The 17,649-nt window shown below is 61.9% G+C and carries 14 protein-coding genes and 1 pseudogene; 2 read left to right on the forward strand and 13 right to left on the reverse strand.

The genetic code is table 11. The features are described 5' to 3' along the window. Nucleotides 1-773 precede the first annotated feature (773 nt). Complete coding sequence (locus Q8O29_RS10790; RefSeq protein ID WP_305562622.1) at nt 774-1,808, forward strand: hypothetical protein; 1,035 nt, start codon at nt 774-776, stop codon at nt 1,806-1,808. A gap of 213 nt (nt 1,809-2,021) precedes the next feature. Here Q8O29_RS10790 and gspF read toward each other — a convergent pair whose 3' ends face one another. The 10 genes from gspF to gspG all read right to left on the reverse strand — a co-directional run bounded on the left by gspF (nt 2,022) and on the right by gspG (nt 11,949). Further along, a complete protein-coding gene (gspF, locus tag Q8O29_RS10795; RefSeq protein ID WP_305562624.1) occupies nt 2,022-3,254 on the reverse strand; it encodes a type II secretion system inner membrane protein GspF in 1,233 nt (410 codons plus the stop codon). A 48-nt stretch (nt 3,255-3,302) separates the two neighbouring features. Then, on the reverse strand, nt 3,303-4,727 hold the full coding sequence (gspE, locus tag Q8O29_RS10800; protein ID WP_305562626.1) for a type II secretion system ATPase GspE: 1,425 nt from the start codon (nt 4,725-4,727) through the stop codon (nt 3,303-3,305). A 5-nt stretch (nt 4,728-4,732) separates the two neighbouring features. Then, on the reverse strand, nt 4,733-6,934 hold the full coding sequence (gene gspD, locus Q8O29_RS10805) for a type II secretion system secretin GspD (protein WP_371134210.1): 2,202 nt from the start codon (nt 6,932-6,934) through the stop codon (nt 4,733-4,735). A gap of 100 nt (nt 6,935-7,034) precedes the next feature. Next, the gene (gene gspM, locus Q8O29_RS10810) at nt 7,035-7,541 is read right to left on the reverse strand and encodes a type II secretion system protein GspM (RefSeq protein ID WP_305562630.1); all 507 of its coding nucleotides are present in this window, start codon (nt 7,539-7,541) and stop codon (nt 7,035-7,037) included. Next, nucleotides 7,538-8,773 carry a type II secretion system protein GspL gene (gene gspL, locus Q8O29_RS10815; protein WP_305562632.1) on the reverse strand — a complete coding sequence of 412 codons (1,236 nt, stop codon included), beginning with the start codon at nt 8,771-8,773 and terminating at the stop codon, nt 7,538-7,540. Before gspL ends, gspM begins: the two co-directional genes overlap by 4 nt. Beyond that, complete coding sequence (gene gspK, locus Q8O29_RS10820) at nt 8,770-9,726, reverse strand: type II secretion system minor pseudopilin GspK (RefSeq protein ID WP_305562634.1); 957 nt, start codon at nt 9,724-9,726, stop codon at nt 8,770-8,772. Before gspK ends, gspL begins: the two co-directional genes overlap by 4 nt. A 77-nt stretch (nt 9,727-9,803) precedes the next feature. Continuing rightward, nucleotides 9,804-10,574, reverse strand: coding sequence for a type II secretion system protein J (locus Q8O29_RS10825; protein WP_305562636.1), 771 nt, complete (start codon nt 10,572-10,574; stop codon nt 9,804-9,806). Beyond that, entirely contained in the window at nt 10,567-10,950 is a 384-nt protein-coding gene (gspI, locus tag Q8O29_RS10830; protein ID WP_305562638.1) for a type II secretion system minor pseudopilin GspI, read from the reverse strand. Before gspI ends, Q8O29_RS10825 begins: the two co-directional genes overlap by 8 nt. Then, entirely contained in the window at nt 10,947-11,477 is a 531-nt protein-coding gene (locus Q8O29_RS10835; RefSeq protein ID WP_371134211.1) for a prepilin-type N-terminal cleavage/methylation domain-containing protein, read from the reverse strand. The genes gspI and Q8O29_RS10835 overlap by 4 nt, the downstream gene beginning before the upstream one ends. 64 nt (nt 11,478-11,541) lie before the next feature. Beyond that, nucleotides 11,542-11,949, reverse strand: coding sequence for a type II secretion system major pseudopilin GspG (gene gspG / locus Q8O29_RS10840; RefSeq protein WP_305562650.1), 408 nt, complete (start codon nt 11,947-11,949; stop codon nt 11,542-11,544). A gap of 127 nt (nt 11,950-12,076) precedes the next feature. Between gspG and Q8O29_RS10845 the strand changes: the two genes are divergently transcribed. Then, nucleotides 12,077-12,685, forward strand: coding sequence for a hypothetical protein (locus Q8O29_RS10845; protein WP_305562642.1), 609 nt, complete (start codon nt 12,077-12,079; stop codon nt 12,683-12,685). A gap of 331 nt (nt 12,686-13,016) precedes the next feature. Here Q8O29_RS10845 and Q8O29_RS10855 read toward each other — a convergent pair. From Q8O29_RS10855 to Q8O29_RS10865, 3 genes and pseudogenes are all read right to left on the reverse strand, one after another. Then, nucleotides 13,017-15,605 (reverse strand): annotated as a pseudogene (locus Q8O29_RS10855) (DUF1631 family protein). Between the two features lie 457 nt (nt 15,606-16,062). Further along, nucleotides 16,063-16,632: a fasciclin domain-containing protein gene (locus Q8O29_RS10860; RefSeq protein WP_371134209.1), complete on the reverse strand. Its 570-nt coding sequence runs from the start codon at nt 16,630-16,632 to the stop codon at nt 16,063-16,065. A gap of 365 nt (nt 16,633-16,997) precedes the next feature. Further along, complete coding sequence (locus tag Q8O29_RS10865; protein WP_305562648.1) at nt 16,998-17,504, reverse strand: M48 family metallopeptidase; 507 nt, start codon at nt 17,502-17,504, stop codon at nt 16,998-17,000. Nucleotides 17,505-17,649: the final 145 nt, after the last annotated feature.

The following is a 17,649-nucleotide window of genomic DNA, read 5'->3' on the forward strand; positions in this document are numbered from 1 at the left end:
CATCCATCGTTGTGGCTTGCGAGATCGCTATTTGCGCAATTTCGATCGTCTCATCATCCCCGGTAACTGGACGTGCCATGACTTTCTCCATCAAGTATGATGGAGGATATTATTGCACTAATGTTGTGGAAATGGAATAAGCAAGCGTCACGGTTGGTAAAACCGTGTTTCGCATGCCCAACAAAAATTTACATAAAAGCCAACAAAGGGCTCATTTTTTCGCGATTTTTTTGCTGCGCTGAGGCGTTTTCGACTTTTCGTGCAGCGACCCTGGCGAACCCGCTCCGTGCGTTTTCGGGGCCTTGGGCGTGTAGGAGAGGTCCTACTTTTTAGAGGCCTCAAGAAAAATTGCCCGCCTCGATTTTGTAGGCCAATACTTACAGAATTGCTCGACAGATCGCAGATATTTTGAAGGGATTAAGAATTTTTTCATTTGAAAAAGATCAAAAATATACGGGCAATAAACGTAGGACATGTCCTACGTTTATTGCTTAAAGAGCGCCGATATTTTCTCTACGCCTTGTAGTCCCAATCCTACGGTTATGTGCGGCAGCACACATAACGCCGAAGTTTTCCGTTCAGCGTCACATTAGCGCCATGCCAACAGACAAGCACCCGACCAGCGTTGACGTAACGGCAACTGAGGCGAGTGGTGAAGGGGATTTTTTTTGCTGGACCCTGGTTTCACGGACGTTTTATTTCACTGGACTTTTATGCATAGACGAAATTTTTTTCTCGGAACCGCTGCGCTCAGCACGACCATACTGGGCGGCATGAGCCCCAGTCTTGCCCAAACCGTAGACGCCTGTGTTCCTCCTCCCTCGGCAGTGGGGATTAACGCGGTCGCGGAAATCAAGGCGCTGCGAATTCCTACAGGCCCGTATGCTGGGGCGTACGAAATTGCGCCGAACGGACTGTCCAACTGGTACTTCACCAATCTCGGGTTGATCTCCATCGTTCAATACCTTGATGCGACAGACCTCGACAAGTACATTCGCACCTACCTGGACCTGTACATCAGCAAGCTTGAACCGGATGTGTCCATCAAGGATGTGCACTTTCCGTTTGGCCGCGCCAACACCAGCAGCTTCACACTGGCAATGGCCGACTCGGATGACTCTTACGCTGCGACGACATTGACCCTGGCCGTGCGCTACCTGCGGGCCAGCCAAAACTGGGCCTGGTGGGACAAGAACAAAACCAGACTCAAGGACATGGCTTACCGAAATATCGCCCTGGCGGTCAAACCCAATGGCTTGACAAGTGTTTTTCAGGCCCCCCGCAATCAAACCAACAACGCCGGCTATTTGATGGACAACTCCGAGGTCTATCGCGGCCTGCGAGACTTTGCGGCCATGCTCAGGGAGCGTGGGGACGCGGCCGACGCGGCCTACTACGATTTATTCGCGAAGAACATCGCCACCGCAATGACGACCCTCTTCAGCCCTGCGACCAACGCCTTTCGCATGGCTGATCTGTCCACCCAGACAGAAACTTCGTTTTATCCCGGCACCACCTGCCAGGTGTTCCCGCAGGTGTTTGGTGTGACGGAGTGTGCCGGCTACTATGACCGCGCATGGAACTTCCTGGCAGTCAATTCGCCGGGCTGGGAAGCGGGCAAGCTGGATCCGTATCCATTTGCTGTTCTGGGGCTGGCTGCCGCCAAGCGCGGCCTGACGACCGTCGCCAAAGCGCAGCAGGCCTCGATTGAAAAAACATTCACCGCCAACCGTCCGATGATCACCATCAACGAGCTTGGCTTCTACCAGCGAACCAAAAGCGTTCTTTCAGGCCGGACCGACGTCTAGGAGCCTGGGCGGCAGAAGGTAGGTCGGCTGTAAAGCGGCCGCGCCAGTCCATTTTTCACCGGCTTTTTGCCCCATAGCTGCGGCTATGGCGCTGCAAACCCGGCAAAAACTGTCCTCGCCGGGGCCACTTTTCGCTTCGACGCCTTCTGCCGCCCAGACTCCTAGTGCAGTGGTGGCTGCTTCGTTCCGGGTGGCTGCCGACCTGCCAAAGCCTCACTTCACCCATTGATTGAGTTGAATGATGGGCAGGAGGACCGCAAGCACGATCAGCATCACCACCAGCCCCATCGTGACGATCAGCAGGGGCTCCAGAATGGTCGCCATTGCCATGGCACGCCGTTGCACTTCTGCCGACAGCTGTGTCGCCACGCGCTGCAGCATGACCGGTAGCTGTCCCGTTTGCTCACCAAGACGCGCAAACATGCTGACCAGTCCGGGGAAACGTTTCTTCCGCGCCAGCGCTGCGGCCAGTGACGCGCCCTCGCGCACCAGCAGCAGCGCATCCAGCGCATCAGCACGCATGGCCCGGTTGGACAAAGTCTCTGAAGCTGCCTGCAAAGCTTTAAGAATGGGAACACCCGCGCCAGCCAACATCGCGAGCGTGCCTGCAAAGCGGGCTGCGTTGTAGTCCCGGGTGACACGGCCGATGATAGGCAACTTCAATGTGGCGGTGTCAAACTGTTCGCGAAAGCGCTCACCCTTCAACGCCAGACGCAGGCCAAAGGCCATCACTGTCAACACTCCCAACGCCGCCCAGCCATAGCTGCGCACAAAGGCGCTGATGGCGAGCATGGCGACCGTCAGAAAAGGCAGCGCCCGCTTGGTACCCAGAAAAACGTTGGCGACCTGCGGCACCACATAGCCCACCAGAAACATCACGATCACGATAGCCACCAGGGTGACAATCGCAGGGTAGAGCGCTGCGCCCAGCAGCCTGGACTTGAGGGTCTGGCGTTCTTCAAGGTCGTCGGCCAGGCGTTCGAGCACCTGACCCAGATGGCCGGTTTGCTCGCCCGCACCGATCACGGCGATGTAGATGTCTGAAAACTCGCGGGGGTGGTGGGACAGTGCTCTTGCAAAACTCGCGCCCCCGTTGACTTCAGCGCGCAGTGAGGCCACCAGATTGCGCTGCTTTTCGTCCTCCGCTTTCTCGGTCAGAGCGGTCAGTGCACGCTCCAGCGGCAATCCGCAGGAGACCAGCCCTGCGATCTGGCGGGTCCAGATCGCCAGCCCCGTGGCGCTGAACACGCGACCGCCAAACAGCGGTGTTTGCCATACCGACCGCGTGCTGCCACCGCTTCCATCACCGGCCACCGGGTTGACGGCCAGCGGCACCAGGGCCTGCGTGCGCAGCATGCTGCGAGCAGCCCTGACCGTGTCGGCCTCAATGATGCCCCGGCGAAATTTACCGTCGCTTTGCATGGCTTCAAAAGAATAGGCAGGCATGATTTGCTTTGGTGGTTGTCTTCGTTGGCTGATGGCGAGCGCTGGATATCAGTCACGGGTCACGCGCAGCAACTCTTCGCGCGAGGTGATGCCTGCTGCCACCAGCCGCTCACCATCGTCGCGCATCAGCGTCATGCCGGCCGCCAATGCGGCGATCCGGATTTCGGCCTCGGATGCGCGGTTGTGAATTTGGGCGCGAACGTCGTCGTCGGTGACCAGCAGTTCAAACACGCCCGTGCGACCCGAATAGCCGGTCTGGCCGCATTGCGCGCATCCCGCTGTCAGTGACGAACGGGTGGCGTCTTCATTGCAGAAAGTGCAGCGTTTTCGTACCAGTCGCTGGGCCAGCACGCCCAGCAGCGAGGAGCTGAGCAGAAACGGTTCGATGCCGATGTCTGTGAGACGCGTCACGGCGCTCGCCGCATCGTTGGTGTGCAGCGTGGCCAGCACCAGGTGGCCGGTCAGCGACGCCTGAATGGCGATCTGCGCGGTTTCAAAGTCGCGGATCTCACCGATCATGATCACGTCCGGATCCTGCCGCAGGATGGCCCGAAGAGCCTTGGCAAAGCTCAGGTCGATTTTGGCGTTGACCTGCGTCTGGCCAATGCCGTGCAGTTCGTACTCGATCGGGTCTTCGACGGTCATGATGTTGCTGGCACTGGCGTCTAGCCGCTGCAAGGCGGCATACAGGGTGGTGGTCTTGCCTGAGCCGGTCGGACCGGTGACGAGGATGATTCCGTGCGGCTGTGCAATCAGCTGCTCGAAGCGGCGCAGCACATCGCCCTGCATGCCGACTGACTCCAGACTCAGCTTGCTCTCGCTTTTGTCCAGCAGACGCAGCACCGCGCGCTCTCCATGCGCGCTTGGCAGTGTGCTGACGCGCACGTCCACAGCGCGTGTGCCAATGCGCAGCGAGATGCGTCCATCCTGCGGCAGGCGCTTTTCCGATATGTCGAGGTCCGCCATGATCTTCAGACGCGAGATCAGCGCCGCATGCAAGGCCCGGTTGGGCTGCACCACCTCGCGCAGCGTGCCATCCACCCGAAACCGCACGCTGGAATGCCGCTCATAGGGTTCAATATGGATGTCGCTGGCGCCGTCGCGCGCTGCCTGCGTCAACAAGGCGTTGAGCATGCGGATGATGGGTGCGTCGTCGGACGTCTCTAGCAGGTCCTCTACTGCGGGGAGCTCCTGCATGATGCGGGACAGGTCGGCATCGGACTCCACTTCACTGACCACGGCAGCGGCGCTCGACTCTCCGGCCGCGTAGGCCGCACTGATGCGCTGGGCCAGCACCCCGGCCTCAGCCCGTTCCATTGAAAGCGCGCTGCTTTGCGTGGCGTACTTGCGCATTACTTCACCGATGGCGTTCAGGTCCGGGCTGGCGTTGTGCCACAGTGTCAGCCCATGACCGTCGTCTTCCAGCAGCAGCGCGTTGCTGCGGGCGAAAGCATAAGGCAGGGGGTAGCGCATGAGGGCTAACGTAGCGGCACCGGAGGAGAGGCCAAGGGTGGCGGAGGAACAAAGGGTGCCGGCGGCGGCAAGGTGACCGCAGGCGTTTCCATGCGAGGGGAAGGCGGGACGAACGGAATTGCGGCAGGCAGGACCGGTGATTCGTTGATGGGCACCATGACCCTGGGCAATGGTTGCGCATCTCTTTGCACGGCGCGCATGAGGTCATAACGGTCCATCGACAGGGTGTCGGTCGAGGATGCGTCCCGCACCACCACCGGCCTGAGAAACACCATCAGGTTGGTCTTTTTGCGCGAGCGCGTTTCGCTTTTGAACAGGGTGCCGACAATCGGAATGTCTCCCAGGACCGGTATTTTTTCCTGGTTGCCGGAGTATTCGTCCTGCAGCAGGCCGCCCAGGACCACGATGGCACCGTCATCAACCAGCACAGTGGATTCGATGGAGCGTTTGTTGGTGATCAGGCCAGTGCTGGAGTTGATCGATGAGGCCTGCACACTGCTGACCTCCTGGAAGATCTGCATCTTCACCGTGCCGTTCTCGCTGATCTGGGGCTTGACCCGCAGGGTCAGGCCCACGTCTTTTCTCTCGATGGTCTGAAACGGATTGACGGAGCCGCCGTTGCCACCGCCGGTGTTGGTGAAGGAGCCAGTGACAAAGGGCACATTCTGGCCAATCACAATGCGCGCCTCCTCGTTGTCCAGCGTCAGGAGGTTGGGTGTTGACAGGATGTTGCCGTCGCCACTGGCTTCCAGAAACCGTGCCAGAAAGCCCAGCACATACATGCCGTTGGCCTGCCGGTTGGCTATGCCAATATTTCCGCCTGTGGAGGGCGCCACGGTACCGGCGCCGCCAGCGGCCTGTGTGGCCAGCGCGATGATATTGGCGCCGCCTATGCTGAAGTTCGTTCCCAACAAGCCGATGGCGCCGTCGCCTTTCCTGCCGAGGGAGCCTTGAAACTGGATACCAAATTCAGCGGCTTTGTCAGCATTGACTTCGGCAATCAGGCTTTCAACAAACACCTGGGCACGCCTGGCATCAAGTTTGTCGATGACGGCGCGCAGTTGCCGGTATTGCGGTTCGGGCGCGGTAATGATCAGCGAGTTGGTGGAAGGATCGGCCTGGATCTGGCCACCGGTGGAAGGCTGGGCGCTGACCAGGCTGGTCGTGAGGGTGCTGCTGCTTCCTGTCCCGCTGGCGCTGGCGCTGCCGCCGCCTGGAGGCGGTGGGGCGTTGGCCGCAGGGCCGGCGAGGCTCAAGGCGACAGGGCCGGCGGATGTTGCAGCCAGCGCCGCACGCAGTGTGGCCGCCAGTTTGGTTGCATCGGCGTTTTTAAGATAGACCACGTAGATATTGCCACTGGCAGTGTCCTTGCCGGTGCTGTTGAAAGCCGCCTGGTCGAGTTTGTCGACCAGCGTTCTGACGAGCGCAATGCGTGCCGGATTGGCTGCACGCAAAATCAGCGAGTTACTGCGAGGCTCGGCCAGCAGCGTGGTTTTGAACGAGCCGTCGGTCTGTCCCGGTGCAATGGTGCCAGTACTGCCGGAGTCGATCAGGCGGTTCACGATGGGCGCCAGATCGGTCGCGATAGCGTGCTGCAGCCGGATGATTTCCACGCCCGTCGCATTCGCGATGTCGAGCGCAGCAATGATGGTGCCAATGCGGCGCAGGTTGTCGGCGTAGTCGGTGATGATCAGCGAGTTGTTGCCGGGGTTCACGTTGATGGTGTTGTTCGGGCTGATCAACGGACGCAACACCGGCACCAGATTGGTGGCTGTCTCATGGTTCAGCCGGAATATCTGCGTCTGGATCTGGCCGCTCGCAGCGGGCGGTGAAGTGGTGGACACGGCACCGCTTTGCAGCTTGGCATCTGCCTCTGGGACCACCAGAAACAGACCCGAAGACTCCACCAGTGCAAAGCCCTGGGTCCGCAACTGCGCGGAGAACAAGCGCAAGGCTTGCGCGGGTGTTGCGGGCACGGCGGTTACCAGCGTCATGGTGCCTTTGACGCGGGGGTCCACCACCACATTGCGGCCGCTGATCACGGCCATGGTGCGGGAGACAGCCTCTATCTCGGCATTGATGAAATTGAGTGTCACCGGCGTGGTCGAGCGCGATGCAACACTGGGCGGTGCAGGGAAGGTTCGCGCAGGCTGGGCGACCGATGACGCAGCAGCACCCAGCCCTATAACGAGCGCCGCCAGAAACATGACAGGGGGTGGCTTTGACCAGAGACGCAGAGCCAGGGTCAGGTGGGCGAGAGGGTGGGAAGGGGTCATGCTTTTAGCGTGGAATGATGGGGGCCCGCGCTTATTGCGGCGGCAGGCGCATGACGATGGTGCCGCTCCACACCGCTTGCCCTGGTGGGGTGGTGTTGGTGCGCATCAGGCGCACCTCGCTGGGTAGCGCCCGCGCATTCACCCGCGCTAGCGGGAGCCATTGCGCCAGTGCGTCGGCTGGTGCGTTGCGCAAGGAGACGGTTGCGCTGTCGCCAAGCACGCTCAGTTGAGCCGAAGCGCCGAACTGTTGGCGAACTGCCGCGTCCAGCGCGCGCAGTGCTTCGTCGTGGCTGACCTTGCGGACCGCCTGTAAAGCCAGCGCCTGGACGCGCAGGTTTTGCATTTTTTGCCCCTGCACCTCAAGGCTGCCTTGCTCGGTAGGTCCCTGACTCAGGGTGCGAAGTGGCGGCGCCACCAGTAGCCACCAAACCAAAGCCAGACCGACCAGCACCACGGCGCTGCGTACAAGGCGCTGCTCGCGCGGATGAGCTGCGGCCCAGCGGCCCCGCAGCGGGGACAAAGCGGTGGCTATTGTCATCGCGACCCACCCTCTGCGGCGACTTGCTTGATGAAGAAAGTGTCTCCCTCTTGACGTGCGGCGTAACCCAGGCGCTGGAGTTTTTCGGACATCTGGGCGACTTCCGGTACCTGGAGTTGCAGGCCTTTCAGCCGGGCTTCGCCGGCCATGAACTCGATGGCGTCAAGCGAGAGATCAGCGCGAGCGACTGAGCCAAGCGCCGCCAGAATCGGCTCCAGGTCGCGGCCGGTCGCGGCGCCTGAAGCCTGCCGCAACAAAGCCAGTTCACGCTCCATTTGGAGCGGTGCGTCCACCACCAGCTTGACCTGCGGAAAGGTCTGCGTCAGTGTGACCGCAAGCGCTGCGCGCCGCGTTTGCAGGGTGTTTTCAACCTGCCATGACCAGACGTTCAGGCCCACAAGATTGACGATCAACAAAAGCGCGAGGCCCCAGCGTGCGGGCCGTCCGGCGGGCGTCTGCAGCAGCCCGCGGCCGAGGCCGGTCAGATGCTTGACAGTTCGCAAACGGCTTGAGGAGGTCAGGTCAGATTGCGCCAGATCCCAGGGGGAGCGGACGGCCTCCAGCCAGCGTTGGGGCCGGGTGATGAGGCCGACCTTGCGCTGCAAGAGCTGTTCAGCAAGTTCCGCAACCGCAGGCTCGGCGAAGACCAGGACGTCTTCATCGGCAGACGAATCGGGTACGAGTGCCAGCGCTGCAGGCGTCAGCGGCAAGCGCATCACACCTCTGGCGCCACCGCCGGTCATGATCAACTGTGACAGGTTGTCGTCACTGATCGCATGCAAGCGCAACGGCCCGATGTCCGGTGCAAATTCTGGCACCACGCGGGCGACCCTGCGCCCCGCCGCCTCTAGTGCCTGAAGGTGACGGCGCAGCCAGGTTTTGTCGCAGGCCGCCACCCAGACGCGCCCACTGCCCGCACTTGCTGCTGGTGCCAGCGCCAGATGCATATGCGCTGCGTCATCCAGCAGGCGATCTTCCAGCAGACCCTCCAGCACGGGCCGCAGCCGGGCCGATCCGGCCCCAATGCCTTTCGGCAGGTCGACACTGTGCCACGACAGCAGCGTCACCGGGACCACCGCTACCACCTCGCCGCCGCGTGCGGCGGGCGGCAGCAAGGAGGGTGCAACGCAGGCATGGTCACTCGCGGTGTGACCGTCCGCCGTCAATACATAGTCATACGCCAGCGTGGTTTCCGCTTCGGTCGGAGGCAAGTAAACGACCAGCGTCTTCACTGTGTTCTCCCCTGGCTGTCCGGAACCACGCTGCGATGGCGCCACAGCGTGCGGACTGTCAGTCCGTCGCGTTGCACCAAAGAACGCTCTTGCAGGGTGGTCTGGTTGAGTCGCAAACTGCCGCGCACCTCAAAAAATCGGGAACTGATCGTGTGCAGACTTTCGTTGAACTGACCGGGGCGACCCGCGCTGACCTGGGTAGCGTCGGTCAGTGCGCGAAAGTGGCTGCGCTGGCGCGCGCTCACCAGCTTTTGCGCGTCCGCCATTTCCAGGCCGGGTGTGATGGCGTGGATCACTTCGGCGCTGGCTGTGTTGAGGTTGACCGGCGTGCGGGTCGGTAGCAGGGTGATGTACGGACTCAGCGAGTTCAACGACGCTGGTGTCAAGCCCAGCCAAAGCAACTCACTGACCCGCTCCGGCATCAGCGGGGCGGGTACGCCGTCGGTGGCCGCTTGCGCCGAGCCTTGATGGTCGACCGGGTTGCCGTTTCGAGACGCCTGCAGCAGTTGCCCAGCCAGCATCGCCAACTCTGCAGGTGGCAGACCGAGCGTTGCAAACAAGCGACTGAAGCCGGCCATGCCCGAATCAGAAACGACATTGCCGTCGATCAGGTTGGCAACATTGAGCCGACTCTGCAGGTCGACCATCTGGCCCGAGACAAAGGCATCCCGACCACTGTCGTCAGCGTTCCTGTCTGCTGACAAAAAGCTCGACAAACGCGCATCGTTCAGCGGCACAGCCCAAGGCTCGGCCAGGTGATCGACCCCGCCGGAACGGGCGTCCTCCCGCAGGATCAGGCGAGCCCAATCCAGTGCGCCAGTGAGCAACCAGCTTGACTGCACGCGCGCCCGTTCTGCCGCCTCCACTTCCACGTCGCGCCATTGCTGCCACAAGGCTGCGGCGGCAAAGGTGGCCACCAGCGTGACGGTGAGCATGGCGGTTAGCAGGGCCACACCTGTCTGCGTAGCGGATTTTTGTTTGCCGCATGCGGGGGGCCTGCAAGGCGGCAAACAACAGGCCCGGCTTGCTGTCACGATTTTTCTCCGCTCAAGGTCGGGTTGACCCAGTCGACGGTGAGCGTGCCGCTGATGGCCTGGGTGGTGGGCAGCATCAGTACCAACCGAATGCCATCGGGGATTACCGTCTGGGAAACGATCTGTGCGGCGGGCTGGCCGGGGGTCGCTGCCGTCTGCCCGCCCGCGCTGGACATCGGATGGGTCCAGGCGTTGCCCCGAAAATAGAAAATCTGCCAGTTCTCCAGCGGCGTAATGCGCACCTCGCGTGTCGGGTCCTCGGTGTTTGCGCCTTGCGCCCACGCACTTGCGTGGCCCCAGGCGTCGCTCCAGCCACTGAGCGTGCGAACCACCGGCGACTGCCAGCGCAGCCATTGGCCCGCGTCGTCGGTGCGGCGTGTCCATGCCACCACCAGCAAGCCATCGCCGGGCGCGGCGGTGCGCCGTGTCAGGCGCAGCACGCGGCCATCCCAGTCCAGCGGGTTCACCTGCGGCGTGTGGCTCAGCGCATCGAGATCAATTTTCCATTGCGCCAGACCCGCTTGCAGGGTGAGAACCTGGTCGGCCCGCAAGCTGGTTTGCGCTTGTGCGCGTGCCATTGCGTCCAGGCCGCGCCAACTGAGCACTGCCAGCAGTGCCATGACGGTGATCGCCACCATCAGCTCTATCAGGGTGAACCCACATGCCCGGTTTGGCCGCAGCCGTATGGCGACCTCGCGGCCGCCGGTCAGCCCAGCGCCTCTCGGGCGGGAGGGGGCAAGCGTGGAGGCCATGTACATGTCAGTCATGGGTCACCACAGCGGACAGCCGCAGCACTGGCGCGTTGCCATCGTTGATTAGAGCGTCCACTCGCCGGAACTTGGGGTTGGGCGTGGGTCGGACCGACAGCGTCACCTGCAGGCCGCGACCGGCCTGCTCGCAGCGCGAGGTGTTGTCACCTACACCCGGCATTTGTTGCAATAGGCGAAGCTTGATCAATTCGTTTTCCGCACACAGGTGGGCCAGCAGCACATCGGACTGGCGCAGTGCGTTGTTGGTCAAGGCCGTGGTGGCCTGCAGGCCGGCGACCAGCGAAATCGCCACGATGGCCAATGCGACCAGCACCTCAATCAAGGTGAAGCCCCATTCTGAAGTGGGTGTCGGGCGCAGGCGCGCGGGTTTCATGGCTGATCCGTTGCCTGCACGGCGAACGGCCGCAGACCGTTGGTGGCAATGCGCAGGGTGCGCTGGGGCTGTTGGCTGTTGACGAGATCCACTGCTTGCGCGCCGACAATCGGTTCCGGTCCAAGTTGCACGCTGGTGTTTCCGCGCACCCCCATGCCCTCGGTCAACCACCGGGCGGGCAGTGACCCAGGCGGAAGACCTTCAAAGCGAAAACCCTCAGGCGTCGTGTGCCAGCGCACGGCCACACCACTGGCGCGTGACTGCGCCCGCGCCGATTCAAACAAGGCCACCAGTCGCTGCGCCTCCCGCTCAAGCGCTGCATCGGCGTTGTCTCGCAGTACCAGCGCGACCCCGGCCGTCGCCATGGCCATGATGGTCAGCACCACCAAAAGCTCCAGCAAGGTAAATCCCCGGTAAGGCTTGGCCGTGCAGGGCCGCCCCAAGCGAAGGCCAACCCCCTCGGGGGGCAACGACGTACACGCAGTGACGAGTGTGGGGGCCAGGGACGAAGCGCAGGGCCGCCCCAAGCGAAGGCCAACCCCCTCGGGGGGCAACGACGTACACGCAGTGACGAGTGTGGGGGCCACATCCCTACTGCCAGCTACCAATGTCTGCGTTCTTGCCTTCGCCGCCGGGTTGGCCATCGGCTCCGAGGGACATCACGTCAACTTCACCTTTGACACCGGGGTTGAGGTATTGATACGGGCGACCCCAGGGGTCGTTAGGCAGTTTGTCCAGGTAGGCCTTCCAGTTGGCCGGCACGGGAGCACGGGTGGGCCTGGTGACCAGTGCCTGCAGGCCCTGTTCTCCGTTGGGCAAACGCTGGTTGTCCAGCTTGTAAAGCTTGAGTGCCTGATTCAGATTGTTCACATCGGTGCGGGCGGCCATCACGCGCGCATCGTCAGCGCGGTCCAGCACGTTAGGAACAATCAATGCAGCCAGTACACCGATGATGACCAGCACCACCATCAGCTCAATCAATGTAAAACCACAGGCCAGGGACCCACGCGAGGGATTGCGTGTAGGACAGAATGACGCAACGCCAAAGCCTGACTTGCGACAGGGCCGGTTGCTGTGGGATGATTCTTGAGTGATGTCAAATCTGCAAAGTGCAATCGGTTGGCGGATGGCGACTGCGGTCGTCTGGGCAGCCGTTGCCATGTCCGGCTGGTACTGGACACAGGTGGGTCTTGCAACCGAAGGCCCCTCGCTGGTTGACACTCCACCTCTCACGGCAACGCCTGAAATTTCACGCCCGATGGAGCTGGCTCGGCTCCTCGGGGCTGCTGCGCCTGTTGCTGCCGGACCTGGACCCGGCCCGGCTGAGCGATTTATTCTGTCGGGCGTGATTGCCAGCCTGGTGGGCCAGGGCGCTGCGTTGATCTCGGTCGATGGAAAACCTGCCCGACCCTTTGCTGTGGGCTCTGAGCTTGCGCCGGGATATGTGCTGGTGTCGGTTGCACTGCGGGAAGCCATGCTGGCTGAAGGTCTGTTTGCGCCAGTGCGTGCGGTGTTGTCCTTGCCACTGCCGCAGCAGAGCGAAGCAACAACCGTAGCCCCCGTCCTGGCACCCACTGTTCCAGCAACTCCAGGCATCCCGAGCGCCGCCACTTCGTCGCCGGGCGGTGTCCCAGGCGTTGCGCCTTCAGTGGCGCCCGATGCATCCGCCCTGTCGCCCCCCCGTCCCCGCAAGAGCCGACTCGCGACGGCAACCACAGACGTCCTTGCGACGTGACGAGCGACGAACTCCTTGAATGGCCCACGGTTCGTGAGCGGGTATCGTCAGAATGAAGCCGCAATCCGTGCCCGAACAAGGCTTCGGCCTACGCACGACTGGGGCTGCCACATGAATGGTGAGGCCAACCACCGCCATGACGGCCTCTCTTACGAACACTCTTGATGGCATAAACTCTCCGTAGAGGAAACGCAGAAAGAATGCTGGTTCCTGACCTCAGGAACTAGCCTATTCGAGTGTGGTTTTAGTGGTTTGGGTGCTGCGCGCGAGCCGGCGTAGGACAAGACCTAATTTTTCCGGCATGCGGCTGGGTAACGCCGCAAACCGTTTGTCAGATCCGGGAGATGAAGGCGGCGGGTGCTTCGCTTTGGGCAAGCAATGCGTCGAGAGCGTGATCGACCACGCCCGAGGTGTTGGCCGGTCGCAGCAGCCCTTGGGTGATCAGGCGTTCGCAGATGCGCTTGGTCATGGAGTGGGGCTGGCCACCCTGGCTGACAAACATAAACAGTGTGCCTCGCGTGCTGGCCCATATCAGTTGGGCGCGTAGCCAGCGTCGCTTGGAATGCAGGTCGACCCAGCTGCCCTCCCGCAAGCCGAGCAAGATCTGCTCCGCGTTGGGCGTGGCTTTTGCAACTGACGACTGTTCCACGCAGTCAGCTTTCGCAAGCGGTGGCGCCTCTTCGTCGGCGGGTTCTTCACTCAATTCGGCAGGTCCAGAAGGCATGGTGTCTTCAAAACCGGCATCGTCCCGCTCCTGCGGCGCCAGCCAGGGCTGGCCAGCCGCCTTGGCCTTGCGTTGCGCGGGCGTGGCCGGCAGGATGTCGCTCATGTCCGGCGCGTCGGCCAGCGCCACCTCCAGTGGCGCGGAGTCTGACTCCTCGGCATCGCGGCGGCTGCGCACGCGGCGCAGCTAGAGCACCGGTCGGTGCAACTTTTCCATGGTGCTGAAAAACACCTCGGTCTCGCGCGGGTTCTGCCCGAGCGAGGCCAGTCCGGTGTGCAGTTTCGCCAGCATGCCGGGAATCATGTCAATCAGTTGCGCCGGGCGCTTGAGCGTGACCTGGGGCTTGACGCTCCAGAGCAGGTCGCTGACCAGTGAGCCGTAGCCATGGGGGTCGATCTGGCGTTGGGTATCAGTCAGGCGCGCATGCGCCAGCACCAGCGCCCAGGGGCCGAACAGAAAGTCCAGCACCACGCCCGGCACCTGGTCCAGGTCGGCACGCATGCTCATGTCAAAGGCGATCTGGTCCGCCTGGCTTTGCCGCTCCTCGGCAAACTGCATGGTCTGGCGCATGCTGCTGCGCTGCGCTTTCTCCTGGCGGTCTTGCGCATCCCAGAGGTTTTGCAGGCTGCTCAAGGCGGCGCCGAAAGGCCGGGCGTCGGCGATGTCCAGCACGTTCAGCGCATTGAAGGCTTCAGTGACCGAGGTAAAAAAAGCGGCGAACTCTGGGCTGGCGTCGCTGTTGTACTTGAAGCTGCGCTGCGCCACGCGCTCCATCAGGCGGCGGCCGGGGTGGTTTTTTTCGCTGAAAAACCGCGAGTCCACCATGGCCAGGCGCAGCAGCGACGGCTCCAGCGCAACAATGGCCTCGCGCACTGGCACCAGCAGGCGCGGGTCTTGCGCAACCTGGTTGACCAGCTTGCGCACCACTTCCATGCCCAGCACCTGGCCGACATGGGTGGCGTCTTTTTTCAGTTGCGTGCGCACCAGCGCGCGTTCGCGGGCGCGGCCGTAGACGCCCCAGACCTGCGAGCTGAGCTGGCTCAACACGTCAATGATGCGTGATGCGTTTTCCGGCGTGTCCGCGTCGGCGTCGGCCTCGCCGGCCGGCAGCGTGGGGCGGCTCGGGTCGCTGCGGGTGCCGTGATAGTCGTGGCTACTTTCGCCGTGCTGCCTGGCACGCGGACTCGCCTTCAGTGGCGCAGGTGCCGAGTCTGGCGTGGCTTTGAGCGCGATCAGCTCCTCTTCGATGGTGGCGTAATAAGAAGGCGTCAGCCCGTGGCTGGCCGCGCTGCCACCGTGAAACAGGAAGTCCTGGAACAACACGTCCCTGAGGTCGCCATTGGACAAGTCCGCATACTGCGACGGTGATCTGGCAAGGGGCTCGTCCGACACATAACCGACGCCGACCGGGCTCGCATGGGCGCCGCCGCCGGTCAGGGCACCAAGCTTGCTCGCGCTTGCCGTACTTGTTGTGCCGCGGACGGCGCTGGCGGGTGTCGGCACGACCCGGTAGCTGGCAGCACGCACCTGGGCCAGCTCCAGCAGATTGATCAGTTTTTCGTACACCCGCTTGAGCTCACGCCCCATTGGCTCGGCCAGGTGGTTGACCCACAAGGCATGGATGGCTGGCTCGACAGCCGCCGTGGCCATCAAGTTGCGCAGGGTGTGGGCGTAGACCTCGGGCCGCACCGGGTTGTACGCCGGCTTGACGTTGACCAGGCCTTGCGCTGAACTCATCAAGGCATCGAGTTCAGCCAACACCTGACCGACGGCGGGCAACACCTGCTGCAGCAAGCGGGACGACTCGATGCCCTGCTCGACCTGGGCGTTGTCCACCAGCGAGAACAGGTCCGCGTCCATCCCACTGTGTTTTGTTGCAGGCATCACATTCGGCTGGGGCGCCAGCAGGTCAGCGGTGCCCGGCGCTGCGCTGCGGAAGGCATTGAGCAGGTTCTGCGGGTACTGCGCGCACCAGTCGTCCTTGTGTTTGAGCAGTTCTCGCCAGGCCAGGCCAAACTCGTCGCGCTCAGCCGGTTTCATGCTTTGGGTTTCCGCCAACTGCAGTCCCGCGACCGCGTGGCCAATGCAGTGCGCAAGCGCAGGCTTGGCGGCATCGGCGGCTTCCTGCAGGCAGCGCTCGAAAACACCGCTCTGCGGAATCATCTGGTGAGATGGATGTTGTGACAAAACAAGCATGGATCAAGTGAGTTTTTTCGCAAAAACCCATTCAGCTCGGCCAGTCAGTGTGGTCTCAACCGAACTCAGCAGGATAAAAAAGTCGAAGTATCTTGTAATGATTTCTAACCTGCCCGCCATCAAAAAGAACCTGCTTACATTTGCCGTGGGCGTTCTCCTGGCGTTGCGGGGGGAGCAGCAAAGATTGCTCGTTGATCTGGTTGTTGGCCTATTTTTTGAGTCAAATCGGACCCTGGCCCTTTATTTACAAGTGCAGAAAGCTATCTATTTAATAGCACAACAGATGCCGACCTGTGCGCAAGGCGTCCTGGGCATGTCGCCTTGCGAGGCGTCAGTGTGTCGGTGCCAGGCAAAAAAAGCCACCACAAACCGTTGCAGTTTGTGGTGGCTTGGGCACTGGTCACCCGGCCGTTGGCGCGCGCCACGGCCGGATGGATGTGCGCTCCGGAGGCTTGGCTTAGTTTGGAACCAGCACCTTGTTGACGACGTGAATCACGCCGTTGGACTGGTACACATTGGCAATCGTGACCATGGCCGTGCCGCCTTTTTCGTCGGTTACCATCACATTGGAGCCGCTGCTGGTCACGACCAGGGTGTCACCGCTGGCGGTGGTCAGCATGGCGCGGCCATTGCCGGCCATCACGCGCTGGCTCAGCGCGGCGGCGTCCAGGCGGCCGGGCACCACGTGGGCGGTCAGCACCTTGGTCAGGATGGACTTGTTCTCGGGCTTGAGCAGGGAATCCACGGCGCCGGGTGGCAAGGCGGCAAAAGCGGCGTTGGTGGGTGCAAACACGGTGAAGGGGCCAGGGCTCTTCAGGGTGTCAACCAGGCCAGCGGCCTTGACCGCAGCAACCAGAGTGGTGTGGTCTTTGGAGTTGACCGCGTTGTCAATGATGTCCTTGGTCGGGAACATGGCCGCGCCGCCGACCATGACCGATGGGCCGCCGGACATGGTGTTGCCGGACATGCCGCCAGCGCAAGCGCTGAGAAGAACGGCAACGCTGGCTGCAATGAGTAGTTTTTTCATGAAGAGCTCCTTGAGGAATCGTTGTGTGTCTGCGGAATCCGCCGCAGCGCGTCAGCGCTGGGAGGCGCCTTATCACAATACGCAGCAAGTGCCGGGGTGGATGTAGGACGGCAACAGCAGTCCGGGGGTACAGGCAACCTGAAATGAAAAAACGGCATACCAAGGTGCCGCTTTTGAGTCCGCAGGCTGCCGGGATCCCGTGCCAAATTGGCCTTTCTCCCAAGCCAGGCGGAGGTCAATAGCTATGAATTCAATAGCGAAGTTTCCACCCTCGCCCCTTGGGAGAGGGTCGGGGTGAGGGATTGAGCGTTCTGACTGTCATGAGTTCTGAAACGCTCAATAGGCGATTGACGGCGAGCGGCTCGTCAAAGCTCCAGATTTGCGCCTCGTTGCCGCAGCCACTCTTTTCGCTCGCGGTAATTTTGAAGCACCTTGTCCACCGCATTCCAGAATGCCTCCGAATGATCGCGATGGCCCATGTGGCAAAGCGCATGCACCACCACGGAGTCAATCACGGTGAGCGGAGCCATCAGGCACTTCCAATGAAGCTGCAGATCCCCGTTGGGCAGGTACGCTGCCCAGCGGTAGGCCAAGTCCTTCACTTGTACTTTGCCAGGCGCAACACCCGCGCGGCTGGCAAAGTGGGCGACCCGCGCGGCGATGCGGGGAAGACCTTTGATTTGGAAAAAGGTCTCAAATGCTTGTTGCGCGCCCTCACGCCCGACGGATTCAATGATCGTGCGCAGTAACTGAAACCGACCATCTCTTGAGCTTGAGTGGTTCGTCTTGCTCGTTGACGAGTAGCAGCCACTCCCGAAAGTACCCGCGCAGGCTGGGCGCCGCATCTTGCGGCACGCCTGCGCCCTGGTCAATCACCAGCCTTTTCCAACGTGGTATGAGCCTGAGCAGAGGCCTGTATTTCCAATCAGGAATGAGCCTGAAGCCGTAATTTGAGGTGACTTTTGGTGAGTGGGTTGATCATCCCAAGAATGGTGATCAACATGGATGAGTCCCAGC

Origin of the sequence: Polaromonas sp. (assembly GCF_030689685.1) — a bacterium.
GTDB lineage: Bacteria > Pseudomonadota > Gammaproteobacteria > Burkholderiales > Burkholderiaceae_C > Polaromonas.

What these genes read in the sequence shown, in the direction of transcription:
- Q8O29_RS10790 (WP_305562622.1), top strand. Translation starts at nt 774, where the DNA reads ATGAGCCCCAGTCTTGCCCAAACCGTAGACGCCTGTGTTCCTCCTCCC.
- gspF (WP_305562624.1), bottom strand. Translation starts at nt 3,254, where the DNA reads ATGCCTGCCTATTCTTTTGAAGCCATGCAAAGCGACGGTAAATTTCGC.
- gspE (WP_305562626.1), bottom strand. Translation starts at nt 4,727, where the DNA reads ATGCGCTACCCCCTGCCTTATGCTTTCGCCCGCAGCAACGCGCTGCTG.
- gspD (WP_371134210.1), bottom strand. Translation starts at nt 6,934, where the DNA reads ATGTTTCTGGCGGCGCTCGTTATAGGGCTGGGTGCTGCTGCGTCATCG.
- gspM (WP_305562630.1), bottom strand. Translation starts at nt 7,541, where the DNA reads ATGACAATAGCCACCGCTTTGTCCCCGCTGCGGGGCCGCTGGGCCGCA.
- Q8O29_RS10825 (WP_305562636.1), bottom strand. Translation starts at nt 10,574, where the DNA reads ATGACTGACATGTACATGGCCTCCACGCTTGCCCCCTCCCGCCCGAGA.
- gspI (WP_305562638.1), bottom strand. Translation starts at nt 10,950, where the DNA reads ATGAAACCCGCGCGCCTGCGCCCGACACCCACTTCAGAATGGGGCTTC.
- Q8O29_RS10845 (WP_305562642.1), top strand. Translation starts at nt 12,077, where the DNA reads ATGGCGACTGCGGTCGTCTGGGCAGCCGTTGCCATGTCCGGCTGGTAC.
- Q8O29_RS10860 (WP_371134209.1), bottom strand. Translation starts at nt 16,632, where the DNA reads ATGAAAAAACTACTCATTGCAGCCAGCGTTGCCGTTCTTCTCAGCGCT.